Source organism: Salmonella sp. A29-2, from assembly GCF_020150755.1.
In the GTDB taxonomy this organism is placed as follows: Bacteria; Pseudomonadota; Gammaproteobacteria; order Enterobacterales; family Enterobacteriaceae; genus Salmonella; species Salmonella enterica.
This window is the reverse complement of sequence record NZ_CP083731.1, coordinates 848,657-875,441: the sequence shown is the minus strand read 5'-3', so window position 1 is coordinate 875,441 and position 26,785 is coordinate 848,657. Positions and strand designations below refer to the sequence as shown.

The 26,785-nt window shown below is 53.1% G+C and carries 24 protein-coding genes; 7 read left to right on the top strand and 17 right to left on the bottom strand.

Annotated features, from left to right (window positions below; all coding sequences use genetic code 11):
* Positions 1–166 precede the first annotated feature (166 nt).
* A complete protein-coding gene (locus K8W53_RS04270) occupies positions 167–1,207 on the top strand; it encodes an NADP(H)-dependent aldo-keto reductase (protein WP_000558960.1) in 1,041 nt (346 codons plus the stop codon).
* Positions 1,208–1,293: 86 nt separating this feature from the next.
* Here the strand turns inward: K8W53_RS04270 and lplT are convergent, their stop codons facing one another.
* The 3 genes from lplT to K8W53_RS04255 all read right to left on the bottom strand — a co-directional run bounded on the left by lplT (position 1,294) and on the right by K8W53_RS04255 (position 5,032).
* Complete coding sequence (gene lplT / locus K8W53_RS04265; protein WP_000004686.1) at positions 1,294–2,496, bottom strand: lysophospholipid transporter LplT; 1,203 nt, start codon at positions 2,494–2,496, stop codon at positions 1,294–1,296.
* Positions 2,489–4,648 (bottom strand): bifunctional acyl-ACP--phospholipid O-acyltransferase/long-chain-fatty-acid--ACP ligase, encoded by a 2,160-nt coding sequence (gene aas, locus K8W53_RS04260; protein WP_000896098.1) that lies wholly within the window; start codon positions 4,646–4,648, stop codon positions 2,489–2,491. Before aas ends, lplT begins: the two co-directional genes overlap by 8 nt.
* Positions 4,649–4,804: 156 nt before the next feature.
* Complete coding sequence (locus tag K8W53_RS04255; RefSeq protein ID WP_071525129.1) at positions 4,805–5,032, bottom strand: hypothetical protein; 228 nt, start codon at positions 5,030–5,032, stop codon at positions 4,805–4,807.
* Between the two features lie 207 nt (positions 5,033–5,239).
* On the opposite strand from K8W53_RS04255, the gene galR reads away from it, so the two are divergent.
* Positions 5,240–6,268, top strand: a complete 1,029-nt coding sequence (gene galR / locus K8W53_RS04250; RefSeq protein WP_000201030.1) for an HTH-type transcriptional regulator GalR — start codon at positions 5,240–5,242, stop codon at positions 6,266–6,268.
* Positions 6,269–6,278: 10 nt separating this feature from the next.
* Complete coding sequence (locus K8W53_RS04245) at positions 6,279–7,301, top strand: LacI family DNA-binding transcriptional regulator (RefSeq protein WP_000968338.1); 1,023 nt, start codon at positions 6,279–6,281, stop codon at positions 7,299–7,301.
* Positions 7,302–7,310: 9 nt separating this feature from the next.
* Here K8W53_RS04245 and lysA read toward each other — a convergent pair whose 3' ends face one another.
* Complete coding sequence (lysA, locus tag K8W53_RS04240) at positions 7,311–8,573, bottom strand: diaminopimelate decarboxylase (RefSeq protein WP_000058915.1); 1,263 nt, start codon at positions 8,571–8,573, stop codon at positions 7,311–7,313.
* A gap of 117 nt (positions 8,574–8,690) precedes the next feature.
* Between lysA and K8W53_RS04235 the strand changes: the two genes are divergently transcribed.
* On the top strand, positions 8,691–9,626 hold the full coding sequence (locus K8W53_RS04235) for a LysR family transcriptional regulator (RefSeq protein WP_000741798.1): 936 nt from the start codon (positions 8,691–8,693) through the stop codon (positions 9,624–9,626).
* Here K8W53_RS04235 and K8W53_RS04230 read toward each other — a convergent pair.
* The 6 genes from K8W53_RS04230 to K8W53_RS04205 all read right to left on the bottom strand — a co-directional run bounded on the left by K8W53_RS04230 (position 9,598) and on the right by K8W53_RS04205 (position 16,437).
* The gene (locus K8W53_RS04230) at positions 9,598–10,305 is read right to left on the bottom strand and encodes an aspartate/glutamate racemase (RefSeq protein WP_000848633.1); all 708 of its coding nucleotides are present in this window, start codon (positions 10,303–10,305) and stop codon (positions 9,598–9,600) included. The two genes, K8W53_RS04235 and K8W53_RS04230, sit on opposite strands and share 29 nt — an antisense overlap.
* Before the next feature lie 112 nt (positions 10,306–10,417).
* On the bottom strand, positions 10,418–11,836 hold the full coding sequence (araE, locus tag K8W53_RS04225) for an arabinose-proton symporter AraE (protein WP_000253646.1): 1,419 nt from the start codon (positions 11,834–11,836) through the stop codon (positions 10,418–10,420).
* Between the two features lie 353 nt (positions 11,837–12,189).
* Positions 12,190–12,951: a 2-dehydro-3-deoxy-D-gluconate 5-dehydrogenase KduD gene (gene kduD, locus K8W53_RS04220; RefSeq protein WP_000602497.1), complete on the bottom strand. Its 762-nt coding sequence runs from the start codon at positions 12,949–12,951 to the stop codon at positions 12,190–12,192.
* A gap of 56 nt (positions 12,952–13,007) precedes the next feature.
* Positions 13,008–13,844: a 5-dehydro-4-deoxy-D-glucuronate isomerase gene (kduI, locus tag K8W53_RS04215; protein WP_023224521.1), complete on the bottom strand. Its 837-nt coding sequence runs from the start codon at positions 13,842–13,844 to the stop codon at positions 13,008–13,010.
* Between the two features lie 428 nt (positions 13,845–14,272).
* The gene (locus K8W53_RS04210; protein ID WP_000665980.1) at positions 14,273–15,451 is read right to left on the bottom strand and encodes an acetyl-CoA C-acetyltransferase; all 1,179 of its coding nucleotides are present in this window, start codon (positions 15,449–15,451) and stop codon (positions 14,273–14,275) included.
* 122 nt (positions 15,452–15,573) lie between these two features.
* Complete coding sequence (locus tag K8W53_RS04205) at positions 15,574–16,437, bottom strand: LysR family transcriptional regulator (RefSeq protein WP_001270769.1); 864 nt, start codon at positions 16,435–16,437, stop codon at positions 15,574–15,576.
* A gap of 103 nt (positions 16,438–16,540) precedes the next feature.
* On the opposite strand from K8W53_RS04205, the gene K8W53_RS04200 reads away from it, so the two are divergent.
* Positions 16,541–16,996, top strand: a complete 456-nt coding sequence (locus K8W53_RS04200) for a multidrug/biocide efflux PACE transporter (RefSeq protein ID WP_001519547.1) — start codon at positions 16,541–16,543, stop codon at positions 16,994–16,996.
* 141 nt (positions 16,997–17,137) lie between these two features.
* A complete protein-coding gene (locus K8W53_RS04195) occupies positions 17,138–18,367 on the top strand; it encodes an amino acid permease (RefSeq protein ID WP_000036841.1) in 1,230 nt (409 codons plus the stop codon).
* A 30-nt stretch (positions 18,368–18,397) separates the two neighbouring features.
* Here K8W53_RS04195 and rcnR read toward each other — a convergent pair whose 3' ends face one another.
* Positions 18,398–18,670, bottom strand: coding sequence for a Ni(II)/Co(II)-binding transcriptional repressor RcnR (rcnR, locus tag K8W53_RS04190; protein ID WP_000019953.1), 273 nt, complete (start codon positions 18,668–18,670; stop codon positions 18,398–18,400).
* Between the two features lie 121 nt (positions 18,671–18,791).
* Between rcnR and K8W53_RS04185 the strand changes: the two genes are divergently transcribed.
* Positions 18,792–19,652 (top strand): nickel/cobalt efflux protein RcnA, encoded by an 861-nt coding sequence (locus K8W53_RS04185; protein WP_061371537.1) that lies wholly within the window; start codon positions 18,792–18,794, stop codon positions 19,650–19,652.
* Positions 19,653–19,864: 212 nt separating this feature from the next.
* Here the strand turns inward: K8W53_RS04185 and K8W53_RS04180 are convergent, their stop codons facing one another.
* From K8W53_RS04180 to K8W53_RS04155, 6 genes are all read right to left on the bottom strand, one after another.
* Positions 19,865–20,620 (bottom strand): hypothetical protein, encoded by a 756-nt coding sequence (locus K8W53_RS04180; RefSeq protein ID WP_023224980.1) that lies wholly within the window; start codon positions 20,618–20,620, stop codon positions 19,865–19,867.
* Complete coding sequence (locus K8W53_RS04175; RefSeq protein WP_000093333.1) at positions 20,607–21,113, bottom strand: CaiF/GrlA family transcriptional regulator; 507 nt, start codon at positions 21,111–21,113, stop codon at positions 20,607–20,609. The genes K8W53_RS04180 and K8W53_RS04175 overlap by 14 nt, the downstream gene beginning before the upstream one ends.
* Before the next feature lie 108 nt (positions 21,114–21,221).
* Entirely contained in the window at positions 21,222–22,289 is a 1,068-nt protein-coding gene (locus tag K8W53_RS04170; protein ID WP_023224979.1) for a fimbrial protein, read from the bottom strand.
* Positions 22,286–23,029: a fimbrial biogenesis chaperone StdC gene (gene stdC, locus K8W53_RS04165; RefSeq protein WP_023224978.1), complete on the bottom strand. Its 744-nt coding sequence runs from the start codon at positions 23,027–23,029 to the stop codon at positions 22,286–22,288. The genes K8W53_RS04170 and stdC overlap by 4 nt, the downstream gene beginning before the upstream one ends.
* 40 nt (positions 23,030–23,069) lie before the next feature.
* Entirely contained in the window at positions 23,070–25,559 is a 2,490-nt protein-coding gene (gene stdB, locus K8W53_RS04160) for a fimbrial outer membrane usher protein StdB (protein ID WP_023224977.1), read from the bottom strand.
* 119 nt (positions 25,560–25,678) lie between these two features.
* Positions 25,679–26,266, bottom strand: coding sequence for a fimbrial protein (locus K8W53_RS04155; RefSeq protein ID WP_023224976.1), 588 nt, complete (start codon positions 26,264–26,266; stop codon positions 25,679–25,681).
* Positions 26,267–26,785 lie beyond the last annotated feature (519 nt).

Below are 26,785 nucleotides of genomic sequence, written 5' to 3'. Positions count from 1 at the left end.
CGTTCTGCAAGCCTTCAGGCTGCGTCCCGTAACGGTGCGTGGCGACCACGCCCGGTAACAATTACGCCGTGCAGCCTGCAATTTTACTTTCCCTTTTGCCTTCCCTCTGCCATTTTTATTGTCCTTTGTCGGGAATTTCTGACTTCATAATAAAAAGGAAACGGCTATGCACTATCACCGTATACCCCACAGCTCGCTCGAAGTAAGTACGCTAGGGCTGGGCACAATGACATTTGGTGAACAAAACAGCGAAGCCGACGCTCACGCACAGCTCGACTATGCCATCGCAAATGGCATTAACCTTATCGACGCCGCCGAGATGTATCCGGTACCGCCGCGCCCGGAAACACAAGGGCTGACGGAGTCCTATATCGGTAACTGGCTCGCCAAACGCGGCAACCGTGAAAAACTGATCATCGCCAGCAAAGTTAGCGGACCGGCACGTAATAATGATCAAGGCATCCGGCCTCATCAGGCGCTGGATCGTAAAAATATTCGCGAAGCGCTACACGACAGTTTGACCCGATTGCAGACCGACTATCTGGATTTGTATCAGGTGCACTGGCCGCAGCGCCCCACTAACTGCTTCGGTAAACTCGGCTATAACTGGACGGACTCCACGCCAGTAGTAAGTCTGCTGGAGACGTTAGACGCGCTAAGTGAGTTTCAGCGAGCGGGTAAGATTCGTTATATTGGCGTTTCAAATGAGACAGCGTTTGGCGTTATGCGCTATCTGCATCTGGCGGAAAAACATGACCTGCCGCGTATTGTCACGATCCAGAACCCCTATAGCCTGTTAAACCGCAGCTACGAGGTCGGACTGGCGGAAGTCAGCCAGTATGAAGGTGTTGAATTGCTCGCCTATTCCTGTCTGGCGTTTGGCACATTAACCGGTAAATACCTGAACGGGGCCAAACCCGCAGGCGCGCGGAATACCTTGTTCAGCCGCTTCACACGTTACAGCGGCGAACAGGCGCAAAAAGCCGTTGCCGCCTACGTCGATATCGCGAAGCGTCACAATCTTGATCCGGCGCAGATGGCGCTGGCCTTTGTTCGCCGCCAGCCGTTTGTCGCCAGTACGTTACTGGGCGCAACCACGATGGCGCAGCTCAAGACGAATGTGGAAAGTCTGCATCTGACGTTAAGCGAAGAGGTTCTGGCGGAGATTGAGGCGGCGCATCAGGTTTATACCTACCCGGCACCGTGATGGTCAGTGCCCGGTGGCGCTACGCTTCCGGGCTTACAGAGACAATGTAAGCCGGATAACGCGCGCTCGCCGCCCGGCATATTCACTCAGTATGATGCCTGCCGGCGCTGCCAGATCCACAGCGCCGCGATCGCCAGCGCGAACAGCACGCCAAAGCCGATACCTATCGCCACTGCCGGAACGCCAACCAGCACCGCCAGCGAGTACAGTCCCAGCATTAATAGCATGGCGCTATTCTCGCCCAGATTTTGTACGGCAATGGCATTCCCGGCGCCAACGCTCTTCTTACCGCGCTCCTGGAGCAAGGCGTTGAGCGGCACCACAAAAAAGCCGCCCAGCATACCTATCAACAGCAACAAGGCATAAGCAGGCAGCAATGCGTGCTGTAATGAGAAGATCGCAACCACAACGCCAATCAAAATCCCGGCGGGCATACAGCGCGATACGGTCTCCAGCGTCACCAGTTTTGCCGCCGCGCCCGCGCCGACCACAATGCCTACCGCCACCATGGCGTTCAGGTAAGTCGGCGTGGCGTTATCCGTAATACCCAGCGCCACCGGCACCCACAGCACCAGCAGAAAACGCAGCGTCACGCCTGCGCCCCAGAATAGCCCGGTCCCCACCAGCGAAAAACGCGTTTCACCGTTACGCCAAAGGACAACGCAAGCGCTGAAGAAGCTACGCGTCATCGCCGACAACCGCCAGGATTGTCCTGGACGCGCCGCCACAAGCTTCGGGATAAACAGGTTCGCCGCCACTGCGCCAGCGTAGGCCAACGCGCAGGCAACCAGCGCAGCGATGACATGCCAGTCGGCCAATACGCCGCCCGCGACGGAACCGAGCAAAATCGCCGCAATCGTAGAGGCTTCCATCAGGCCATTGGCTTTCACCAGCTTATCGCCCGTCGTCAGTTCGCCCAGAATACCGTATTTCGCCGGAGAATAAGCCGCCGCGCCAATCCCGACCAACGTATAACCGACAAAAGGATTTACGCCGAGGCAGATACCTGCCGCTCCCGCCAGTTTAAGACCATTGGCGACCATCATCACCCGGCCTTTGGCAAAGCTGTCCGCTATCTGGCCGACAAACGGCGCAAAAAGAATGTAAGCGCCCACAAACACCATTTGCAAAACAGGCTGGCTCCAGTCCGGGTAAAACTGAGCTTTCAGCAGTGCCAGCGTCGCGAACAGCAGCGCATTATCGCCAAAAGCCGAGAGAAACTGCGCGACAATCACCGACAGCATCCCTTTCGACCAGATGGAGGTGTTAGTACGTACTGACTCACTCATGATGTTGTTCCGGCGCATCCACCCAACTTTTCAGCGTCACAAAATCGGGTTTCCCGCTGCCAAGCAAGGGAAGCTGTTTCAGATAACGGATATCACGCGGGACGGCCAGTTCCGGAATACCGTGTTCACGGGCATAGTGCTGTAACTTTTCTCGGGTGAGTTCGCTGTCAGTCGTAAACAGTACCAGCGCTTCACCTTTGCTGGCATCGCTTTTAATGGCGGTAGCGTGCATTTTGTCCGCCGAAACGCCAAGCGCCAGTTGCTCGACCATCTCCAGCGAGACCATTTCGCCAGCAATTTTCGCAAAGCGTTTCGCGCGCCCCTGAATCTGCACAAAACCATTTTCATCGAAGCGTACAATATCGCCCGTGTCGTACCAGCCGCGCTCAGTTTCGCCTCTGGCGTTTTCCGCCGACGGCACCTCCAGCACGCCCGGTTTTTCCACGCGCAGATAGCCATTCATGATATTCGGCCCTTTCAGCTGTAGCCGACCGCCGTTTTCAATACCGGGCACCGCCAGCAGACGCGCGTCCATGCCAGGCAGAATGCGGCCAACAGTGCCAGGCTTAGCCGCCATCGGCACGTTAATCGAGACTACTGGCGCGCATTCCGTTACCCCGTAGCCCTCAAGAATGCGCAGACCGAATTTATCCTGCCACAGTTGTTTGGTGCTCTCCTGAAGTTTTTCCGCACCGGCCACCACATAGCGCAGGCGATAAAAATCATACGGATTGGCAAAGCGCGCATAGTTGCCGAGGAAGGTTGACGTACCAAACAGCACGGTACAGTTACGGTCATAGACCAGTTCTGGCACAATGCGGTAGTGCAGCGGACTTGGATAAAGAAACACTTCCGCGCCGGTCAACAACGGCGTAAACAGGCCCACCGTCAAACCGAACGAGTGAAAGAGCGGCAGCGCCGACATAAAACGGTCATTGGCGGTGAAATCCGCAATCGTTTTTATCTGCTCGACGTTCGCCAGAATGCTTTTATGGCTGTGCACCACCCCTTTCGGGTGCCCTTCCGAGCCTGAGGTAAAAAGAATGATCGCCGCGTCTTCCGGCTGCTGTTTTACCTGCGCCAGCCACGGCGCCAGGAGGTGGGCAAAAATCCACAGCTTGTCGGCGAGTGTGACGTCCGCTTTTAAATCTTCCAGGTAAACCCAGCGAACCTGCGTTAGCTGTTCCGGCAGGTGCCACAATTTACCTTTATCGAGGAACTGGCGGGAGGTAAAAATCGTTTTAATTTCCGCCGCAGTAATCGCGCTGGTCAGCCCTTTTACCCCCGCCGTATAGTTCATCATGGCCGGAATGCGGCGACGAGAAACCGCGCCGAAAATCACCGCCGCGCTAATGGCGGCATTCGGCAGCATTAAACCGATTTTCTCTCCCTCAACGCTGTACTTTTCCAGAATCCGGCCAACAAAAAGCGTCTTGGTCAGTAACTTACGATACGTATCCGGCGTAAAGTTAATGTCCTCAATACAGTTTTTACCCGCGCCGTAACGATATTGCGCCGCCAGCAACGATTCGTATAACGTCTCGCGCGGGCGCACCGCCATACGCGCTTCCATCATGATCTGGTGCAGCATCTCACCCGCTATCTTACGTCTGTCGCGCGCGCGCGGCGCTTCCGGCATCGGTATTTGCGTCGGCGGTAAAATATGAAGCTGAATGCGGGGGAATAAGCGCCGTTTAACCAGACCTTTAAGGCGACTGAAAGGCGTAAGCTCCGCGCCGTCAATACGGAGCGGAATGACGGTTGCGCCCGATTTTGCCGCCACAAAGCCTGCGCCGTCATAAATTTTCATCAGCGAGCCGGTCACGGAAATCCGCCCTTCCGGGAAAATCACCACTGGACGCCCCTGCTCCACCAGGCGCACCAGGTGTTTAATGGACATGGGTTTAGTGGGATCGAGCGGCACAAAATCGATCAGCGGCGTTAACCAGCGCATATACCATTGCTGGCTGATGGAGGTATATACCGCAAAGACAGGCCGTACCGGCAAAAACAGCGCCAGTAGCATACCATCGATAAATGAAACGTGATTGGGGGTAATTAAGACCCGGTTCCCCTGTAGCGCCCGGACATCGCCAGTGACGCGCACACGATAAAGCACGCGAAACAGGTTACGGAAAAATCCAAACAGCATTTCAACTCCCTTTGGCCGACAATTCGCTAAAACATGAATTGTGGCAGATTACACGAGTTGCGTAACAGGAGCGATAGCAAAATAGGTTCGAAAAAAAACCTGCGCATCCGCGCAGGTTGGTGCAAGAGACAGGTACGAAGAGCGTACCGAATAATCTCACCAATCAATACCTCTGGGATCTTGATTGTGGGCTTCGCGCGTCTGCATCGCCAGTCCGAAAACGCAAAGGAATAAACGGAAATGCAACGAGTTGTGTAAATTATCCGTTACTGTTACAGGTTCAGGCGAAACAAAAAAAACCTGCGCATCTCTACGCAGGTTGGTGTAATTCGTGTGATCAACAATGACGTTGATTCCACCTATCAATACCTCTGGGATCACCACTCTATCAACCTGACTCGCTGGCCTGCCAGCAGACAATCGCAACAGCGCTTCGCAAACTGTAACGAAAGATTTGTATTGTCACTTTACAGACGCATTTCTCCCGTGCAGGTCACATTTGCCCGACACGGCGGGGCAAGAGGCTTGAACAGACGTTCATTTTCCGTAAAACTGGCGTAATGTAAGCGTTTACCCACTATAGGTATTATCATGGCGACCATAAAAGATGTAGCCCGACTGGCCGGTGTTTCAGTCGCCACCGTTTCTCGCGTTATTAACGATTCGCCAAAAGCCAGCGAAGCGTCCCGGCTGGCGGTGACCAGCGCAATGGAGTCCCTGAGCTATCACCCTAACGCCAACGCGCGCGCGCTGGCACAGCAGGCAACGGAAACCCTCGGTCTGGTGGTCGGCGACGTTTCCGATCCTTTTTTCGGCGCGATGGTGAAAGCCGTTGAACAGGTGGCGTATCACACCGGAAATTTTTTACTGATTGGCAACGGGTATCATAACGAACAAAAAGAGCGTCAGGCTATTGAACAGTTGATTCGTCATCGTTGCGCAGCGTTAGTGGTACACGCCAAAATGATTCCGGATGCGGACCTGGCCTCATTAATGAAGCAAATCCCCGGCATGGTGCTGATTAACCGCATTTTACCGGGGTTAGAACACCGCTGTGTCGCGCTGGATGACCGTTACGGGGCATGGCTGGCGACCCGACATCTGATCCAGCAAGGTCATACGCGTATTGGGTATATCTGTTCCAACCACACCATCTCTGATGCCGAAGATCGCCTGAGGGGCTATTACGATGCGCTGGCGGAAAGCCATATCCCGGCTAACGATCGGCTGGTGACGTTCGGCGAACCGGATGAAAGCGGCGGCGAGCAGGCGATGACTGAGTTATTAGGTCGCGGCAGAAATTTTACCGCGGTGGCCTGCTATAACGACTCGATGGCGGCTGGCGCGATGGGAGTATTAAATGATAATGGCGTGGGGGTGCCGGGCGAAGTATCGCTCATCGGTTTTGATGATGTACTGGTCTCACGCTATGTGCGTCCCCGACTGACCACCATTCGGTATCCGATCGTCACCATGGCGACACAGGCGGCGGAGCTGGCGTTAGCGTTGGCGGGGAAATGCCCTACGCCAGAAGTAACTCATGTATTTAGTCCGACACTGGTACGCCGACATTCGGTATCCACGCCGACGGATACCGGACACCTGTCGACAACCGATTAATCAGGGTAGCATGATGGCGACAATGCTGGATGTTTCCCGCCATGCGGGCGTATCAAAGGCCACCGTCTCACGAGTGCTGAATGGGACGGGGCAGGTAAAAGAAAGCACGCGCCAGAAAGTGTTTACGGCGATGCAGGCTCTGGACTATCGCCCCAACCTGCTGGCACGCTCGCTGGCGAATCGCACCAGCAACAGCATCGGTCTGGTCGTCTCTACGTTTGACGGCTTCTATTTTGGCAGTTTGTTGCGCCGGGCGTCGCGCCAGGCGGAGTTTCATAACAAGCAGTTGATCGTCACCGATGGTCACGATACGCCGGAACGAGAGCAGAAAGCCGTACAAATGTTGGCCGACAGACAGTGCGACGCTATTATTCTTTACACTCGCTATATGGATGAGCCGGCGATTTTGTCGTTGATTGACGCCACGGAAATGCCGCTGGTGATTATTAATCGCAACGTCACTCAGGCCCGCGATCGCGCTATTTTCTTCGAGCAGGAGACGGCGGCATTCCAGGCGGTGGAATATCTGATTACGCAGGGCCATCGCGATATCGCCTGTATTACGCTGCCTGTTCATACTCCCACCGGCACATCACGCGTAGCGGGTTATCGCAAGGCGCTGGAAAAATATGGCATTCCCTGGCAACCGGCAAAAGTGAAATACGGCGATTACACGCTGACGCGCGGCTATGACGCCTGCCGGGAATTACTGGAGGAAGGCGTCACGTTTAGCGCGCTATTCGCCTGTAATGATGACACGGCGCTGGGCGCGGCAAAAGCGCTGCGCCAGGCCGGATTACGCATCCCGCAGGATGTGTCGCTGTTTGGTTTTGACGATGCGCCGGGCGCAACCTGGCTTGAACCGGGGCTTTCAACAGTCTATTTACCCATCGAGGATATGATAGCCACCGCAATCGATCAGGCCGTTCGTCTGGCGAACAGCGAGCCGGTCGCCCCGATCCCGCCCTTTACCGGCACGCTGATTCTGCGCGAGTCCGTCGCCGCGGGCCCGTTTTTTCAACGTCCGGCCTAATGATGCGCTTCAGAACATCTCCAGCGCTAACAGCTCTTCAATGGTCTGACGACGGCGGATCAGCCGCGCCTGTCCATTGTCAAACAGCACTTCCGGCAGGAGCGGGCGGCTATTGTAATTCGATGACATAGACGCGCCGTACGCGCCGGTATCGTGCAATACGAGGTAATCGCCGGGGATGACCGCAGGTAAGGCGCGTGTTTCAACCATTCCCCCTTCCTGCTGCGTAAAAACATCGCCTGATTCGCATAGCGGCCCGGCGACCACCGTCTCGACCCACGGGCCATTTTCAAGCGCGCGACCATCCGCCGCCAGCGCCGAAATACGGTGATAGCTACCGTACATCGCCGGGCGCATCAGATCGTTAAAACCCGCATCTACCAGCACGAAATGGCGGCTTCCCATCTGTTTTACGCTACGCACCTGCGTTACCAGCACGCCCGATTGCGCCACCAGAAAACGTCCGGGTTCGATCTCAAGTTTGACCGCATGTCCCAGATGGCGGGCGATTTGCTCGCGCGCCGCGTTCCACAGGCCATAGTAATGACGCGTATCAACGGGCTCTTCTCCCTCACGATAAGGTATCGAGAGTCCGCCGCCTGCCGAAATCGCCTCCACATCCTGACCACATTCCAGTACCTGGCGTACCATCGCGCCGCAAACCTGCTCCAGATGTCCATAATCGACGCCGGAACCAATGTGCATATGGATACCGACAAGTTTCAGTCGGTATTTCTGCATTACCGCCAGCGCCGCCGGAAGATCGCTATGCCAGATGCCGTGTTTGCTGTTTTCGCCCCCGGTGTTGGTTTTCTGGCTGTGGCCGTGACCAAAGCCAGGATTTACGCGCAACCAGACGCGATGCCCAGGCGAAACCTGACCAAGCTGCGTCAGCATATCTACCGAGCCAGCATTGACCGGAATATGCAGTTCACTGACGCGCGCCAGCGTGGCGGCGTCAATCACATCGGCGGTAAAAACGATATCATCAGGGCACGTTTGCGGATCGTAGCCCGCCGCCAGCGCACGTTCGATCTCCCCCAATGAAACAGAATCCACCTTGACGCCCTGCGCGCGCATTAAGCGCAGGATATGAATGTTCGAACAGGCTTTTTGCGCAAAACGCACGACGTCAAACTGCTGCAGGGCGGCTATCTGACGGCGAATAATGTGCGCGTCATAGACCCAGACCGGACAGCCGAATTCAGCAGGCAATCTGAGCAAATTTTCAGCGTTAAGGTCAGTTTCAGCGTAATAATGCGACAATGACATAACAAACTCCGGAACAGGCTTTTTAACGATTACGCCATACCTTAGAAAGAATAAAAAATATCGTTTTATTGTCAGTCTATGCAAAAATGATATGGGATAAATGATTCAGGAAAACGTATGGCTGCCGTTAATTTACGTCACATTGAAATTTTTCATGCCGTAATGACCGCCGGAAATCTCACCGAAGCGGCGCGGCTGCTGCATACCTCGCAGCCTACCGTCAGTCGCGAGCTGGCGCGTTTTGAGAAAGTGCTGGGATTAACGCTGTTTGAGCGCACACGCGGGCGCTTACATCCGACGGTGCAAGGGCTACGCCTGTTCGAAGAGGTACAACGCTCCTGGTATGGGTTGGATCGCATCGTCAGCGCGGCGGAAAGTCTGCGCGAGTTCCGTCAGGGCGAACTCTCTATCGCCTGCCTGCCGGTCTTTTCACAATCCTTTTTGCCGCCGCTACTACCGCCTTTTCTGGCGCGTTATCCGGATGTCAGCCTGAATATTGTGCCGCAGGAGTCGCCGTTGCTGGAAGAGTGGCTCTCCGCTCAGCGCCACGATTTAGGGCTGACGGAGACGCTTCATGCCCCGGCAGGAACAACCCGTACCGAGTTACTAACGCTAAATGAAGTGTGCGTACTGCCCTGCGACCATCCGCTTGCCGCCAAAACGGTACTGACGCCAGACGATTTTCAGGGGGAAAACTTTATCAGCCTCTCCCGCCTGGACAGCTATCGACAGTTGTTGGATACGTTATTTGCCGAACATCAGGTGAAGCGCAGAATGGTGGTGGAAACGCATAGCGCGGCCTCCGTCTGCGCGATGGTGCGCGCCGGGGCGGGCGTTTCGATCGTTAACCCGCTGACTGCGCTTGACTATGCCGCCAGCGGCGTCACCGTTCGCCGCTTCAGCATTGACGTGCCCTTTACCGTCAGCCTGATTCGCCCGCTACACCGCCCCGCCTCCGCGCTGGTTGACGCCTTCAGTAAGCATTTACAAACGCATCTTTCGCGCCTGGTCGAACCGCTGGAGGTTATTCTGGGGCCGATGACGAAAGCATAAAGCTCACGGCATCTGCGGCATGAATTGCCGTGGTATCGAAAACCGGTAGCGCGCTTTGCGTCTGGGGAACAAGCAAACCTATTTCAGTGCAGCCAAAAATAACGCCCTGCGCGCCTTGCGCAGCCAGTTGTTCGATAACCTGTAAATAATAGTGGCGCGACGCGTCAGTGAATGTCCCCTGACAGAGCTCGTCAAAAATGACCTGATTGATACGCGCCCGATCGTCCGCCTCCGGCACGATGGTCTCAATCGCAAATTGCTGTTCCAGCCGCCCGCGATAAAAATCCTGCTCCATCGTATAGCGGGTCCCTAATAGCGCCACGCGATGCAACCCCTGACGGGCGATGGCTCGCCCGGTAGCATCCGCGATGTGTAGGAAAGGCAGAGAACAACGAGATTCAATAACGTGCGCGATTTTATGCATGGTGTTGGTACACAACACAATGCCTTCTGCGCCCGCCTGCTGTAACCCCTGGGCGGCCTGCGCCAGGATATCGCCCGCTTTATCCCACTCGCCGCGGCGTTGACATACTTCAATATCGTGGAAATCTACGCTATGCAGCAGTAAGCTCGCCGAGTGCAGGCCTCCCAGCTGCTGTTTAATGCCTTCATTGATTAAACGGTAATAAGGGATAGTCGATTCCCAGCTCATACCACCCAACAGTCCGATCGTTTTCACTGCGCTCTCCTTTTTGTAAAGCATTATGGCAGTGAAGCAAACTTACACATCCGTTTCCAGTCTATTTTTCATCATGCCGGATAACAGGCGTCATCCGGCATGGGAGGGGTGATTACACGCCAATATTTCTTAGCTTCTCGCCCGCCATCAGCTTGCGTTCGATATGCTCCAGGGTGACATTTTTGGTTTCCGGAATCAGCCAGAAAGTGATACCGATAAAAGCGATATTCAGCGCGGTGTAGAGCCAGAATGTACCTGCCGCGCCAATGCTGTCCAACAGTGTCAGGAATGTCGCGCCGATGATCATGTTCGATACCCAGTTTGTCGTGGTTGAACAGGTAATGCCAAAATCACGGCATTTCAGCGGCTGGATTTCCGAACACAGTATCCACACCACCGGAGCGGCGCTCATCGCGTAACCGGCGATACACATCATCGTCATCCCAACGGAAAGCCAGGAGAGACCGCTCGATGCCGTACCGTTATCAAACTGCATCAGGCAGTAGCCCAACACCAATGTCCCTAACGCCATTACGCTGAAACCGATTTTTAACGCCGGTTTACGCCCGGCCTTATCGACCGTAAAGACGGCGATAAACGTCGCGAACATAAAGGTCAGTCCGACCACCAGCGTGGCGATCATTTGCTGTTCCGTGGTGGTAAAGCCGGCCATTTTAAAAATGCGCGGCGCATAGTACATAATGATGTTCATGCCGGTGAACTGCTGCATTGCCTGTAGCAGCATACCGAGGAACACGGCGCGGCGAACATTGCGGTTAGCTTTAAATAATGCCCACCCGCCCTGCTTGAGTTTGAGGCTTTCCCGAATCTCATTCAGTTCATCACGGGCTTTTTCCGAGGTATCGCGCAGCATACGCAGCACCTCTTCCGCTTCAATATGGCGACCTTTTTGCGCCAGCCAGCGCGGACTATTCGGCAGGAATATCACCAGAATAATGAGCAACACCGCAGGCAGCGCCAGCACGCCCAACATCGCGCGCCAGTTGCCGCTGTAGCTGAATGCCGTATCGGATAAAAAAGCCAGCACAATGCCTAACGTCACCATCAGTTGATACATACTGATCATTTTGCCGCGAACATTTTCACTTGCCATTTCAGAGAGATAAAGCGGCGCGGTATAGGAGGCAATCCCTACTGCTACGCCCAGTATCACGCGGGCGCCAATCAATACTTCCACGCTGGAAGCAAACGCCGACCCCAGCGAGCCGAGCACGAACAAAATCGCGCCGGCCATCAGGCTATACTTACGCCCCAGCCGGAATGAAAGCCAGCCGTTAAATAATGCGCCAATTGCCGCGCCAAGCATCATGCTGCTGACGACCCATTCCTGCAGCCGGCTGGTCAGTACGAAATGGTCGGTAATAAAAGGCAGCGCCCCGGCGATAACGCCGATATCCAGACCAAATAACAGTCCCGCTACCGCTGCAGAAACCGAAACAAACATATTCATACGTCGTGTGTCGCGAAGCGAACGCGGCGTTAAAGCAGAGTCATGATTAATAGAGACCATATTTTCCTGCCACAACAGAGTAAGACATAGCCTGAAAGTACGGGATACTCTTCCTCAAGTGTCAGGCTGGAAACGGCATAAATATGGATTAAATGGCTACGCTATAGCGATATGTGATGGATATTACACTTTTTAAATTTAACGCCGTTGCCGGGTATTTTTTTAAACCACCAATATTTCAATGAATTAAACCATTGATCATAGCTATTATTTAACAATATATGGATTAAGTTAAACCCACAATATGGACTATGCTAATGAGATCATAAAAAAACCCTGTACGAGGACAGGGCTTTATCAGTTTTTTCGGCCAAAGCGTCGATTTTTCCAGAAACGCATTTGTCAGTAGCGGATTAACGCGCCAGCCAACCGCCATCTACCGCTATGGTATAGCCGTTAACATAATCAGCGGCGCTGGATGCCAGGAAGACTACCGGGCCCATTAAATCGCCCGGTAGCCCCCAACGTCCAGCCGGAATACGGTCGAGAATTTCGGCGCTACGTTGTGCATCAGCGCGCAATTGCTGGGTATTATTCGTGGACATATAGCCCGGCGCGATGGCGTTTACATTGATATTGTGTTTCGCCCACTCGTTCGCCATCAGACGCGTTATTCCCATTACGCCGCTTTTCGACGCGGTATAAGACGGAACGCGAATGCCGCCCTGGAAGGAAAGCATAGACGCGATATTAATAATTTTGCCGCCGTTGCCCTGGGCAATAAAATGTTTTGCCGCCGCCTGAGACATAAAGAACACGCTCTTGATGTTCAGGTTCATGACGTCATCCCAGTCTTTTTCCGTGAAATCAATCGCATCTTCACGACGGATTAAACCCGCGTTATTCACCAGAATATCAATATGACCGTATTCCGTCACCGCCCGTTCCAGTAGCGCCGGAATGCCATCGATTTGACGCAGATCGGCTGTCAGGCTTAAAAAACGACGTCCCAGAGCGGTGACGCGCGCAATAGTTTCCGTCGGTTCAACAATGTTAATACCGACAATGTCACAGCCCGCTTCCGCCAGCCCTAACGCCATCCCCTGCCCCAATCCGGTATCGCACCCCGTCACAACCGCGACTTTACCTTCAAGAGAAAATGCATTCAAAATCATTGTGAATCCTTATTTTTGTCATGCCTGTCACGCACAGGCGTTATCACCGGTCGCGACTAGCGCAGATCTTGTACCGCAACGTGATCCATGTCATCGAAGACCTGATTTTCTCCCACCATGCCCCAAATAAACGTATAGGCTTTGGTGCCAACGCCGGAATGTATTGACCAGCTTGGGGAAATAACCGCCTGTTCATTACGCATCACAATATGACGGGTTTCCTGAGGCTGCCCCATCATATGGAAAACGCAACTGTCTTCTTCCATATTGAAATAGAGGTACACTTCCATACGGCGCTCATGGGTATGGCATGGCATGGTGTTCCATAGATTGCCGGGCGCCAGTTCGGTGAGTCCCATACTGAGCTGACAGGTTTCCAGTACATCCGGTACGAAGTATTTATTGATGGTGCGACGGTTACTGGTGAGGTTATCGCCTAAGGTGACGGGCGCAACGTCGGCAGGCGACACTTTTTTCGTCGGATAAGCGGTATGCGCTGGCGCGCAGTTGTAATAAAACTTCGCCGGTCTGCTCGTCTCATTGCTGACGAAGACCAGCTCTTTCGCCCCTTTACCAATATACAGAGCATCACGATGACCAATGTCATGGCGCTGCCCGTCAACGATAATGGCGCCCGCGCCGCCAATATTAATGACGCCCAGCTCACGGCGGTCCAGTAACCGGGAAACGCCAAGCTGTTTACCCACCTCTCCGCCGATTTCAACGGGATGGCTGACGGGCATAATGCCGCCGACAATAATACGGTCGATATGGCTGTAGACCATCGTATATTCATCAGCGACAAAAATATTTTCTATTAAAAACTCGCGTCGCAGCGCCTGGGTGTCCAGCGTTTTAGCGTGCTCGCTATGGATGCTTTGCCTTACGTCCACTTTTCCCTCCAATGATAAATCGATCGCAATGGCATAAAATCAAAACACTGTTTTGATTTATTTAACGGCATCATAGTCGCCTGGATGAAGGTTTTCAACAATAAATAAAACAACGTTTCATTTATATGGTTGGTTATTTTTAAAACTGCTGTAGCGATCACGAACGGCGCTAAAACTTACGCACTTGTCTGATTTTCAGACATGCGCGCCAGATGCTGTATGCGGTTACTCAGATAAAAATTGGAGCTTGTTTTGGAACGGGGTCTGATGTGCGAATTGAATTAAAAGCGGTATGCGTCTGCAATGCCCGACGCGGCAAGACGTTCTGCGCTATAACGAAAAAGGGGGTCTGTCACTGGCTTTGCCCTCGTGATAGAGGGCTTTTTATGACGGAATACTGAAGCAGGAAAAGGATGGCTGGCGTAGGATCAATCGCGTTCAATGGTTAAAGCAACGCCCTGGCCGCCACCAATACACAGCGTCGCCAGGCCTTTTCGCGCGTCGCGTTTAACCATTTCGTGCACCAGTGAAACCAGAATTCGACAGCCGGAAGCGCCAATGGGATGCCCCAGCGCAATCGCGCCGCCATTAACGTTTACCCGTCGCTCATCCCATTCCAGCATTTTTCCTACCGACAACGCCTGGGCGGCAAACGCTTCGTTGGCTTCGATAAGGTCGACCTCCGTCAGTTGCCAGCCGGCACGCTCCAGACAGCGCCGGGTAGCATATACCGGCGCAATCCCCATTAGCGCAGGATCGACGCCGACGCTGGCAAACGCGCGGATGCGCGCCAGCACCGGCAGCCCCAGCGCCTGGGCTTTCGCCTCGCTCATCATCATCACCGCGGCGGCGCCATCGTTGATTGAGGAGGCATTACCCGCCGTCACCGAACCTAAACTATCAAACGCCGGATGCAGCAGGGCTAACCCCTCCGCACTGGCGTCGGCCCGCGGTTGTTCATCCGTATCGACAATTGCGGTCTGCCCATTACGTTGCGTGACGATGGGGACAATCTCATCTTTAAAACGCCCGGTATCAATCGCGGCCCTGGCTTTTTGCTGCGAACTGAGCGCATAAGCATCCTGTAACTCGCGGCTGATGCCATATTCCCGCGCCAGGTTTTCTGCCGTCACGCCAATGTGATAATCGTTGAAGGCATCCCATAAGCCATCATGTACCAGACTATCCACCAGATTGTCGGCATCAGGCAACGCGCCGGTACGGCTGTCATTGAGGACATGCGGCGCACGGCTCATATTCTCCTGCCCGCCCGCGATAACAATGTCCGCTTCGCCGCACTGAATAGCCTGCGTCGCCAGGTGCAACGCTTTTAAACCGGAACCACAAACGTCATTAATGGTAATGGCGGAAACGGTAGTCGGCAGCCCTCCTTTGATGGCTGACTGGCGCGCCGGATTCTGCCCGGCGCCAGCCGTCAGCACCTGACCGAGGATGACCTCATCGATAGCGTTAGCGTCCACGCCGGTGCGCTCAATTAACGCTTTTACGACCATGCTCCCCAGCTCGACGGCGGAATGACGGGCCAGCGTTCCCTGAAAACAGCCGATGGGTGTCCGTAAAGCCCCCACTATCACAACCTCTTTCATTACCACCTCAGCGCAAAATGACACCGCCATAGTAGAGCATTGTTAAAATTAGTTATCTTGATTGTTTAAAAAAAGTGAGTTTTATCACAAAGGAAATGACGCTGATTTGACGGTGACGCAGCTTATTTCTGCTGCAAATGGTAGCGAAGCCAGTTCCCCGCCGTTCCGGGCGGCGTTTTCTTGTTCCACAGCAAATCAATAGCAATCGCCCTCGGCCAGCCAGGAACATCCAGCTGCGCCAGCGGTTTTTCCGCCGCAAACTCTTCCACCAGCGCGCAGGGCAATACGCACCAGCCAAATCCCTGAACCGCCATGCTCAACAGCAATAAATAGTTTGGCGCTGACCAGGCCGGGCCGCGCGTAATGTTGGCGTTAGAGTCAAGGTAGGTATTCAGACGCAGCTCGCGCCAGGTATGCAGTTGTTCCCATTGCAGGTTCGTCTGCGACGCCAACGGATGCGTGGTCGCCACATAAACCCCCATCCAGCTTTGAACAGGCAGACGCGTCGCGCCAATGTCTGTGGGATAGTCATCACGCGCTTCAATCAGGCCTATCTGGGCGCGCCCTTTTTGCAGCAGGTCGATGACATCATCATTTTCTCCGATCAAACATTCAAACTCGGTATGCGGAAATTGACGATCAAACTGCGCCATTAACTCTTCCAGACTGTCAGGGTGCAGGGTATCAGAGAGGACGAACGTGAGCCTTGCCTCCGTCTCGCCGGATAACGTCAGCGCCACCTCATCCAGACGATCGCTCGCCGATAAAATAGCCTGAACATAGCTAAGCACCCGTTTTCCTTCTTCGGTCAGAACGGGCTGGCGCGATGATCGATCAAATAATGAAAATCCCAGATCCGCCTCCAGATGCGCAATGGCGGTACTAATGGTGGACTGGCTTTTACGCAGGCGGCGCGCCGCCGCAGAAAACGAACCGCAAGAGACGGTCTCAACAAATGCCATTAACGCTTCAGGTGAGTAACGCATAACCTATCTACTTTATCGATGGATGTTATCTTTTAGGTATCACATTAAACGATAAAATAGCGGAAATTTCTTTAGCTTGATTAAGAGTAAGGTTTTTTCGTTTATGCAACATGACGCCATACAACGTCGCTCGCTGCCGGAGCGTATTTTCCATGCTGTCTGTTTTGAAGGTATTGCGACTGCAATACTGGCGCCAACGACCGCCTGGCTAATGCAGCGCTCGGTGCTGGAGATGGGCGGCCTGACGATATTGCTGGCAACGACGGCCATGATCTGGAATATCATTTATAACGCTCTGTTTGATCGACTGTGGCCTGCGCATCAGGTGAGACGAACCGCCAAAGTGCGCGCACTCCATGCGTTAGGATTTGAAAGTGGGTTTATTGTCATTGGCGTGAGTATTGTCGCCTGGGTACTGAATGTCAGCCTGCTACAAGCCTTCACCCTGGAAATTGGTTTCTTCCTGTTCTTTTTGCCGTACACGATGCTGTACAACTGGGCATACGATGTTTTACGCCAGCGAATAGTGACCCGCCGCCAACAGCGCGTTAGTGCATGATATTGCTCTTTTTTGCCGGGATCGCAACGCTCCCGGCCCTCCGCCTCCACGACATCCATCTGCTTAAAACGCCCCCAACTGACGCTATTTATGGTAAATTGCGCTTCTTTTTGTGTGTTTTATAGTTGATAAATTCAAATAATGTCTAAAATTTGGTCAAAAGATGAGACTCTCTGGAGTTTTGCATTATACGGAACGGCTGTAGGCGCAGGCACTCTTTTCCTTCCCATCCAGTTGGGATCGGCAGGCGCAATCGTGCTATTTATTACCGCGCTGGTCGCCTGGCCTCTGACATACTGGCCGCATAAGGCGCTGTGTCAGTTTATTCTTTCCTCAAAGACTTCTGCCGGTGAGGGAATTACTGGCGCCGTTACTCATTATTACGGCAAGAAAATCGGCAGTATTATTACCACGCTTTATTTCATTGCGTTTTTTGTCGTGGTATTAATTTATGCTGTGGCGATTACCAATTCCCTGACAGAGCAATTAGCGAAGCATATTCAGATAGATATTCGCATCCGGATGGCAGTTAGCTTCGGCGTAGTACTTATCCTGAATATGATTTTCTTAATGGGAAGACATGCCACTCTTCGCGTAATGGGCTTTTTAGTCTTTCCACTTATCGCTTACTTCTTGTTCCTTTCGCTCTACTTAACCGGAAGCTGGCAACCCTCGTTACTGACCGGGCAGATGTCATTGGATAGTCACACGTTGCACCAGGTATGGATTTCTATTCCGGTGATGGTTTTTGCTTTTAGCCATACGCCCATTATTTCGACGTTTGCCATCGACAGACGGGAAAATTTTGGCGATCAGGCCATGGATAAATGCAGAAAGATCATGAAGGTCGCCTATCTGATTATCTGCCTGAGCGTGCTGTTCTTTGTCTTTAGCTGCCTGCTCTCCATTCCGCCGTCATACATTGAAGACGCGCGCAACGAAGGCGTTACCATCCTTTCCGCGCTCTCGATGATGCCCAATGCGCCGGCCTGGCTCTCTATTTCCGGTATTATCGTTGCCGTCGTGGCCATGTCGAAATCTTTCCTCGGCACCTATTTCGGCGTCATTGAGGGCGCAACCGAAATGGTAAGAACCACCCTACAGCAGGTTGGCGTGAAAAAAAGCCGGGCGTTCAATCGCGCGCTGTCTATCATGCTGGTTTCCGGGATTACGTTTATTATTTGCTGTATTAACCCGAATGCCATCTCTATGATTTATGCCATTAGCGGCCCGCTCATTGCGATGATCCTGTTTATTATGCCCACGCTGTCAACGTACCTGATACCGGCATTGAAACCCTACCGTTCAGTAGGTAATTTCATTACGTTGGTCGTCGGTTTACTTTGCGTATCGGTGATGTTTTTCGGCTAAAGTAAAAGATAGCCGGGATATAACTCCCGGCTATTTTATATAAGAATCCAGCACCTTTAATATTACGTCCAGATCTTCTTCACGTCTGGCTTCATCACTCTGATGAACGATATGCTCGGTCAGATGCCCTTTAATCACCTCACGCATTAAGCCATTTACCGCGCCGCGAATCGCCGCGATCTGTTGTAACACGGCCGCGCATTCATGCGGTTCATCCAGCATTTTTTTTAGCGCTATCACCTGTCCCTGAATCTTGCTGGTTCTGGCTTTAAGCTTTTGTTTGTCCCGGATGGTATGTGACATTGCAACACCTCACTAACATTAACGAATACAAATTATAGCATTACGATGCTACTGGGGGGTAGTATTCCATACTGGGGGGGAGTAGAATGACGCCCACATAAAACAACTAAGAATCATTCTCATGGGTGAATTTTCGACACTTCTTCAGCAAGGAAACGGCTGGTTCTTCATTCCCAGCGCCATTTTATTAGGTATTTTGCACGGGCTTGAATCAGGGCACTCCAAAACTATGATGGCGGCTTTTATCATTGCCATTAAAGGTACGGTTAAACAGGCCGTCATGCTCGGTCTGGCAGCAACGCTTTCTCATACCGCGATCGTCTGGTTAATCGCGCTGGGTGGGATGTATCTTAGCCGGGCATTCACCGCACAATCAGTGGAACCATGGCTGCAGTTAATTTCTGCGATTATTATTCTGAGCACCGCGTGCTGGATGTTTTGGCGGACATGGCGAGGCGAGCAGCAGTGGCTGGCGGGAAACCACCATCACGACCACCATCACGACCACGGCCATGACCATGACCATGACCATGACCATGACCATGACCATGACCATGACCATCATGGTCACATACATCCGGAAGGCGCAACGTCAAAAGCGTATCAGGATGCCCATGAACGCGCCCATGCTGCCGATATTCAACGCCGTTTTGATGGTCAAACAGTGACTAATGGACACATCCTACTGTTCGGCCTGACCGGAGGGCTTATCCCCTGTCCGGCTGCGATCACCGTTTTACTGATTTGTATCCAGCTTAAAGCGTTTACGCTGGGCGCCACGATGGTGCTGAGCTTTAGTCTTGGCCTGGCATTAACACTGGTGACGGTAGGCGTTGGCGCGGCGATAAGCGTTCAACAGGCAGCAAAGCGCTGGAGTGGTTTTTCGACGCTTGCCCGGCGGGCGCCCTATTTTTCGAGCATTCTGATTGGTCTGGTCGGCGTGTATATGGGAATTCATGGCTATACCGGGATCATGCAGTAAATATGTAACGCTTCTGCTCAGGCCGTATCATTCACGTCGGGTTTCATTCCAGAAGCGTTTTTACTTATCAAACGGTATGAAAGGCCATACACTCAGCGTCCCGCCTGAATTCTGTATTTTACTCCACTACACCACAGGCAAAACATACCCCACCGCCACCGGGTTTAGGCGGCGTGTCAGTGTTTCTGGATAGGATCGCCGGAGGCGGGTTACTACGGAGCGATAAACGGAGTTCGCTGCAATGATTTACAAAACCGGGTACCAAACAGCAGTTCCCGTAATCGGTTCCGCATTCCCAGCTTCACCAGTAACCGGTATTTGTCCTGCCAGATTTGCTTCTCCTGCGTATTCAGCCTTCCACACAACGCTGACAACCTTCCCCGTCCACGGTAAACTTCCTGAAGCAAGCGTAACTGGGCCAGGCTCATTCCGCATGCCAGTATCTCCCGGTGCATCAACTGGTCCATATAGTTCATCAACCGCTTCGGATTGTTAAATATCGGTGGCACTTCCAGAAAGCCCGTCACCGGAGCCGGAGATAACAAAAAGGCGTCCAGCGCTCCTGTCCTGCGCAAGCGTGCGCCCCCGGCCCACTGTTCATCCCGCCGCCACCGAATAAGTATCTCCGCCAGTTCCTGCTCCAGCAGCGCCGGGATGCCGCCGTATACCTTCAGTACCACCCGGTCGCTGAAAAACAGCTCATCGCTGATAATCATAACCGGGTAGTCCGGCAGTATCTGCCTCAGGGAATAGAACAAAAAGAGATGTTCACGGGGACGCAGACACAGTATCAGTATGGCCTCCGGTTTCCGACGTAATTGCTGCAACAGAACAGGCTGGCTGTATGCGGTTTCACAGTTGCAGCCCGGCAGAAATCTTCGGACCAGGTGTGCCACGGCGATCGTCACCGGCCAGCAGTCACCGTAAACGATAATCTGCCGGGCCGGCATCCGGTTATGTTCCGTCATCCTCATCCTCCTTCTTTTTCAGGATCTTCCCCGCATTTCTGTTACTGCACAGCCGGTTCCACAGTTCATTTGCCATCGACCTGTCACCATTACCGACCCGGCGTTTTGATACCGGCGGCGGTCCGGCTTTTTCACGACGCGTGGACGGGGTGGGACTGTCAAGAACCCGGATAACATAAATCTCATAGCGTCGTGCTTTATTGGGCAGGGTCTGGTGACGGCAGATGCTGACCACCCGCGATGTTTTGCTTCGCAGATAGGCAATCAGGTAGCTGGCCCGTCTGGCCGTGATGTGAAACGCCTCTGCTATCTGGTTACGCTGAACCCAGTTCTGCTGCAACAGGCACCAGTGTGCCACGATGATATACAGGGGCTCACCGGCATACTGGCGGACACTTACCGGAATAAAACAGGCATCATGGTTGGTCTGTCCGGGATAATGAATATCGTTACCTGAAAAAACTATCTTCCCTTTTGATTTATCAGAAGACATGCAGACTCTCCGTTTTTTTAGTGAAAAAGACCGAGAAGAAAAAAATAATCATAAAGATAAATTTATATCTATTTTTAATTAACTATCAGGAAATGGTATTTAATCCTGCTAATTGTAAGTAACAATCACTGTCATTGCGGCTGAAAAAGCACCTGTTTTAATTACCTCACCGGGTATAGCTTCGACCTTTGCTTTATACTGTTTTATAATTCTGCCACCGGCACCGTTATCAAGATGGATAGGTCCCATATCTGCTTTCACATTAAATTTAACTGGTGTGTTATTATCCACATCCATTACCGACAGTCTGAAACCATTGTTTTCTTGTTTATTATTCTTAAGAATCACGGTGCTGTCAGCATCTGCCAGTGTCAGACCGTTGGTCCTGAACTCTATAGCCAGTGGGGCGACGAACGGGATCTGCGTTCCGGCATTCTGTTGTGCTGTAACGGTGAAAGGTACTTCCCTGGGCACCATGGTTTCCTTATATTCCGTATAAAAATGCCCCATTTTGATAGTATTAGAAGGAGAGATAATAACCGTGCCTGAGTTGTCAGGAATAAACCTGAGATTAAACGCAGAAACAGTTAAAGGTCTGAATGAAACAGATGGGGGGCTTACACCATTTGGGTCATAGGGTAATATGTTAATCGTGCTTGATGGTATAGTTATGTTCAAAAAGTTATTCTTAAACGCCTGATACACAAATATACGAAACGTCAGCGTTCCGCTCCGGTTATATGTTTTCTCCGGGTCCATATATTGCCCGAATACTTTTGAGCTGCTCCAGCCAGAAAATCCTGCCTGTATCTCTTTCCATGTAAATGTTACGGAAGCCGACGTCCCTTCCTGAACAGTGATATCCATGCCGAGACCGCTTTTTCTTAGTGCAGTTACTACCTCCCCCATATTGTAAAGATTAAGAGTTGTGTAGTAAGAGGGTCCGTAACTTTTCCATTTTGTATAACAGGTATAACTAATGGGAACGGTAACGCTCTGCAGCTCCTGACCAGTGAAGAATGTTCCACCCTTCAGATTAATATTCTGAAGGCCGACATGTCCATTCGCGTCACAATATGACCATTCGATATTTGCCCGCGCAGAATCACAGACAGTAAAGAAAAGAAACACACCTGACAGTATCAGTGATTTCATATTGAATAATCGTTCTGTCATGATGTCGCCCCTGCGTCCTTAAACGCGCAGTTCAGGGCATCGCAGGCGTAGCGGTTCATCTGCAGTCCACCGTAATCATCAATATACCCCACCCACAGCGTCCGGGTTTCTGCCGGCAGAACAGCCTTTAAAGGCAGGCTCCCCAGGGGCGGCACCATCACACCCTCGCGGAAACCGCTGAGCCTGTGGCTACGGTCTGCTCCCAGCCACGCCACAGTGATGTAGTACGGCGTCGGGTTTCTGAGGGTCAGGTGTCCCGCATTCCGCTCAGCGGTCAGCTTTCTTTCCGGCTGGTCATTGCTGCTTCTGATAATGGCTTTCGGACGGTAAAACAGTTTCAGCTGGCTCTGCATGGCCAGCTGCAGGACGTTGTCGTCTTCCGGCTTCGGGGGAACGCCCCGCACGTTAAACCAGAACAGCGTTTCCCTGTCCTGAGGGAGCTTATCTGTCAGCCCACGAACCTGGGTAATGCGGACCTGGGATTTCTGTCCGGCATCAATACGCTGCAGCGGCGGCAGCGCCATCAGCGCATCGGTTCTCACCCCGTCAGCGTCCGTCACCCAGGACTGCGCCAGAAACGGCGTGGTTTTATCATCGTTATTCAGCGTGATGGCCACCGTTTTCTGCGGCACATCCATGATAATACGGGTCCGGTCGACATTGACGGCCGCCGGGCTGCACTGGCTCCATGCTGCCGCCAGCGCGAGTAAAATCACACGGCTTCTTCTGCTGTTTTTCACCTGTTTTCTCCGTTAGTCCTGCTCTGTGACAGGGATATTTTTATCTGCAGGGCAGTAACAGCGGCCCCTGACTGAGTGTCACCGTTTCCGGCAGAGTGAGTCTGCACTGCACCCGGCCATCCCAGGACACGTTCAGGGTCCGGCGGTCTTCCCCGCTGAGGCCTGTCAGGTAGGCCAAACCGTCATTCCCGACCATCCCCGCGGTTCTGCCGGTTTTTCCGGACACCACCAGGGCGCCAAACGGCGGACTGGCGCCATCAGCCAGTCGGATATGACCGAGCACCTGCTCCCCCTGGCGGGCGTCAATCTTCCGGTAGCCCACCGCGCCCTCCGTCAGCACCTGGCTGATGACGGAGCTGCTGACGTCCACGTCCTCCGGCAGGGCGGCCACATCAACCGAAATATCGCTGCGGCGATAGCTGCTGCCGGCGCTCACCACGCCCACCCCGAAGCGGTTGGTCACCCCGCTGTTGCCGTTCACCGGCACACCGGCCACGTCTCCGGTATCTATCATCATGCGAGGCTCATTCCCGGCCATCGACTGGCTGAAGGCGGCGCCGTGGGCGGTGGCGGTCACCGAGCCGTACCAGCTCAGGCCCAGGCTGCGGTACTGTCCAGGCTGCAGGGTGGCGTCCGCTGCCGCCTGGCCCCACGGCAGACGGCTCTGCACGCTGCCGCTAAAGCTGCTGTTACTGCCGGTGTCATAGCGGTTATGACCGGCGCTGATGTTCCATGTGGTATCCGGGTTATGGAAATCGCTGTAATTCACAGTCTGCTGCAGGCCGCCCCGGTTATCCTTCTGCACGCTGTAGCTCACCTGGCGGCTGTCGCCCCACGGGATACTGATGGTGGCGTAGACCTGGTTCTGGCTCCCCCCGCCGGTGTACTGGTTACGGGCAAACGACACCGAGGCCGAGAGCCCCTGAAGGTCGCCGAGACTGAACACTTTGTTGAAGCTGAGCATGTAGTTATTGCTGGACTGCGCATTCCAGTAATTGAGCCGGCTTACCGAGAGGGCCGCGCTCATATTGAGTACCGGAACGGACTGGCTGTAAGTCACGGTGTAGCTCTGTTTTTCATGCCATGCATCGCCGCCGTCGGTGGCCCGACGCTGCAGATACTCCGGCATGGACAGAAAATGGCGGTCCGAGAAGCGGTATCCGACGAACGCCAGGGTACTGCCGGTTTTATCAAACGTTTTGGCATAGTTGATACGGTAGCTGTAACCGGACTGCTTCTTCCCATGCGGCAACCGCGCATCTGAGCGGGTGACGTCCGCAGACAGAGCGCCCAGCAGCCCCATATTCTGGCCGATCCCGAGCGCCGCGGACTGGTAGTCGCCGGTGGAGGCAATGAGGCCGCCATACAGCGACGTGTTGTTAAATGCTCCCCAGGTGGCCTCCCCGAGCAGAAAGTCAGGGCTGACCGTGCTGTTGTTATGCGTCCCGCCGTACAGCGGACGTCCGGCGGCCACCTTATAGCGAACCTGTCCCTGGCGTGCCATAAAGGGGACGCTAGCCGTGTTGACCTGCCATGTCCGGACGCTACCGTCGCTTTCCCGGACGCTGACATCCAGGTTGCCGCTGATATTCTGGCTCAGGTCGGGAAGCTCAAAAGGCCCCGGCGACACCCGGGTCTGGTACAGAATGCGGCCATTCTGGCTGACGGTAACCTGTGCATTACTGTTCGCAATGCCGCTGATTTTCGGGGCATACCCCTGAAGAGAGGGCGGTAGCATGCGCTCATCGCTGGCCAAAGTGAGCCCGGCAAAGCGGAAGGAGTCAAAAATAGCGGAGCTGAGGTACGTCTGTCCGAGCGTCAGTTTTGAGCGCAGTGCTGGCAGGGCACGGAACAGATACGTCTGCGGCAGATAAAAATCGGACTGTGATGCGCCCCGCCCACTGTCAAAACGGCTGTACTGATAATCGCTCCGCAACCGCCAGGCGCCGAGATTAAACCCGGCGGTGCCGTAGAGGCTGTAGCTGGTAGAGGTCTCCCCCTGCTGCGGCATATAGCGATTGGCCATCAGGCTGTAATCGAGCAGGCCGGCGGTGACGCCGTCGCTCCAGCGTGAAGGAGGCACCCAGTCCGGGTCCTGATAACGCATCCAGGCCTGGGGGATAATGAAGGTCAGACGCTGATTTTCAGCGCTGTACCGTACCTGACTGTCAGCGGAGCGCAGCTCAAGGCATTGCCCGTTCGGGATACCGGTAACGGGTTTCAGGCCATGAATAATCTTATCCTTAAGACCCAGCATGGCCACCATGTCTGTTGTCACACAGATGACGGCCGCGTCGCGTCCGGCAACCGGTACAACTCTGACCGGATACTGTTCCCGTACCGGCTGGTCATTGAGCCAGATATCGAGAATATAGTTACCGGGCGCCACATACCCCTCGCGGCTGAAGGCCGTGAGGTCCACGTTGGACAGGTTCCCGCTGTCCAGCAGGCTGGCATTGAACTCCGTGGCCTGCGACTTCAGGACGGAAAATGTCAGGGTAATCAGAATGGCAAGCCGGGTAATTTTCATGGCATGGCGCTTTCGTGTTGTCGTCCGTGTAACAGACAGCCCGCAGGCATGGTCAGATATAAAAGCCGTCCGAACCCCTCCGTGGACGGCTTCTCCCTGTCGTTATTTACCGCGTAAAATCACAGGTATTTCAGGGTGTAGGTGACGGATGCGTTAACATCGCCAGGAGTTGCGGCATCTGTCAGGGCTATCAGGCGGGCAAAGAAGTTGAGTTCGTTATTCCCGGCCTGCAGTTGCTGGGCGTCGCCATCCGGCATCGGGGTATTAGGTGTAATCAGTGAGGTATTGTCACTTTTCAGAAGCTGCACACCAACATGCTGGGCACTGCCGGTGCTGACGTAAGCTTTACCTGAGGTATCAGCTGTGCCACTGAAAGAGACGGTTACTTTAGACATTTTCCCTGCGGAGCCAGCAGGATTTGAACCTGCATCATTCGGATCGAAGGCGCAGTTCTGCAGATGAATGGTGAACGGTTTTGATTCCGTAGTTGCGTCGGCGGTATTCAGTTTACGGTAAGAAATCTGTCCAAACGGAACGGTGATCGCATCGTCACCCGGCGCGATATCACAGGGGGAGTTGGTGATGGTGCCAGTGAAAAGAATTTTACCTGAGCCGAACGGGCCTGCTGTTGGTGGATCGACTGCATATACAGAAGCGCCATACATCATACCGGCAGCCGCCATGGCAAGTATTATTTTATTACGCATAGATAATATGTCCTTTGGGTGAATGAGAATTATTTTGCAAAGGCTGAAAACAAATCTGAGGGTATTAATGAAAGCGTTCAGAAAAGATTCGCATGAATAATAAACGCCTGGCGTTAAACGAAGCACCTGAACTTTCCATCGAAAAATATTGATTTCAGCTAATGCCTAATCAGTTGTAAGAAAATTCTTATTCAAATTAAAACAATAAAAATAGATCGATACGATCGATGATTATGATCGTAATTTAAGAATAATCATCAAAGAAATACTTTTTAATGTAATTATAAGCGGATGAATACCTAACAGACAGATATTCGCAGCGGACATGAAATATTTTGTAATATGTTATCGGGAATGTATGTTTTGCTTTTCCATCACACTGGATATTTACAAAACATAATACTAATCATATATAACAATGAAATTACTGGCAGCATAAAAAACCAGACATAACACAAATGGAAGGCATTTAATTTCAAAACATTAACTTAATAAATCATTATGAACCATCATAAGCGG

Coding starts and splice junctions, on each gene's coding strand:
- K8W53_RS04270 (WP_000558960.1), top strand. CDS start 167: ATGCACTATCACCGTATACCCCACAGCTCGCTCGAAGTAAGTACGCTA.
- lplT (WP_000004686.1), bottom strand. CDS start 2,496: ATGAGTGAGTCAGTACGTACTAACACCTCCATCTGGTCGAAAGGGATG.
- aas (WP_000896098.1), bottom strand. CDS start 4,648: ATGCTGTTTGGATTTTTCCGTAACCTGTTTCGCGTGCTTTATCGTGTG.
- galR (WP_000201030.1), top strand. CDS start 5,240: ATGGCGACCATAAAAGATGTAGCCCGACTGGCCGGTGTTTCAGTCGCC.
- K8W53_RS04245 (WP_000968338.1), top strand. CDS start 6,279: ATGATGGCGACAATGCTGGATGTTTCCCGCCATGCGGGCGTATCAAAG.
- lysA (WP_000058915.1), bottom strand. CDS start 8,573: ATGTCATTGTCGCATTATTACGCTGAAACTGACCTTAACGCTGAAAAT.
- K8W53_RS04235 (WP_000741798.1), top strand. CDS start 8,691: ATGGCTGCCGTTAATTTACGTCACATTGAAATTTTTCATGCCGTAATG.
- araE (WP_000253646.1), bottom strand. CDS start 11,836: ATGGTCTCTATTAATCATGACTCTGCTTTAACGCCGCGTTCGCTTCGC.
- kduD (WP_000602497.1), bottom strand. CDS start 12,951: ATGATTTTGAATGCATTTTCTCTTGAAGGTAAAGTCGCGGTTGTGACG.
- K8W53_RS04210 (WP_000665980.1), bottom strand. CDS start 15,451: ATGAAAGAGGTTGTGATAGTGGGGGCTTTACGGACACCCATCGGCTGT.
- K8W53_RS04205 (WP_001270769.1), bottom strand. CDS start 16,437: ATGCGTTACTCACCTGAAGCGTTAATGGCATTTGTTGAGACCGTCTCT.
- K8W53_RS04200 (WP_001519547.1), top strand. CDS start 16,541: ATGCAACATGACGCCATACAACGTCGCTCGCTGCCGGAGCGTATTTTC.
- K8W53_RS04195 (WP_000036841.1), top strand. CDS start 17,138: ATGTCTAAAATTTGGTCAAAAGATGAGACTCTCTGGAGTTTTGCATTA.
- rcnR (WP_000019953.1), bottom strand. CDS start 18,670: ATGTCACATACCATCCGGGACAAACAAAAGCTTAAAGCCAGAACCAGC.
- K8W53_RS04185 (WP_061371537.1), top strand. CDS start 18,792: ATGGGTGAATTTTCGACACTTCTTCAGCAAGGAAACGGCTGGTTCTTC.
- K8W53_RS04180 (WP_023224980.1), bottom strand. CDS start 20,620: ATGACGGAACATAACCGGATGCCGGCCCGGCAGATTATCGTTTACGGT.
- K8W53_RS04175 (WP_000093333.1), bottom strand. CDS start 21,113: ATGTCTTCTGATAAATCAAAAGGGAAGATAGTTTTTTCAGGTAACGAT.
- K8W53_RS04170 (WP_023224979.1), bottom strand. CDS start 22,289: ATGACAGAACGATTATTCAATATGAAATCACTGATACTGTCAGGTGTG.
- stdB (WP_023224977.1), bottom strand. CDS start 25,559: ATGAAAATTACCCGGCTTGCCATTCTGATTACCCTGACATTTTCCGTC.
- K8W53_RS04155 (WP_023224976.1), bottom strand. CDS start 26,266: ATGCGTAATAAAATAATACTTGCCATGGCGGCTGCCGGTATGATGTAT.